Source organism: Janthinobacterium agaricidamnosum NBRC 102515 = DSM 9628 (assembly GCF_000723165.1).
GTDB lineage: Bacteria > Pseudomonadota > Gammaproteobacteria > Burkholderiales > Burkholderiaceae_D > Janthinobacterium > Janthinobacterium agaricidamnosum.
The window spans coordinates 5,935,604-5,936,052 of record NZ_HG322949.1 but is presented as its reverse complement, the minus strand read 5'-3'; the positions used below and the strand labels follow the sequence as shown (position 1 = coordinate 5,936,052).

General features: G+C 67.0%; 1 pseudogene. It reads right to left on the bottom strand.

The features are described 5' to 3' along the window. Nucleotide 1: 1 nt before the first annotated feature. Nucleotides 2–448 (bottom strand): annotated as a pseudogene (locus GJA_RS28770) (type VI secretion system tip protein VgrG); the annotation flags it as partial. Between the last annotated feature and the right edge of the window lies 1 nt (nucleotide 449).

Below are 449 nucleotides of genomic sequence, written 5' to 3'. Positions count from 1 at the left end.
CCTGCCAGTGAAAGCGGATGCGCACCCGGCCCAGCCTGTCGCAATGGATTTCATCGGCGCCGTTGGGCCGGTCGCCGCCATCGGGGCCGACCACGATGGCGCTCTGGCTGCCCGGCGCGGTGGTGCGTTCCGACGGCGCGTCCAGTTGCGGCCGCCACGGCGTGTCCGCAGCAATGGCCTCGAAGCAGTTGGCGTAACCGCTGCTGTGCGCCTGGGCAATTGCCGCCTCGAAATCCTCTAAGCCGATGTGCAAATTGGGCAGCGACTCTTCCAGCAATGCAGGGATCGGACCGAACAGTTCCGCCATGCCCTCGGCCGCCGGTGTCGGCAAGTTATTGATGCCGACGCTGGCCACGCGCAGCACCACGTATTCGGGATCTGCGTTGCCGAGCGGTTGCAGCGGCCCTTGGGTCAAGGTAAACCGGGTGCCGGCGCGCAAGGTGCGCACC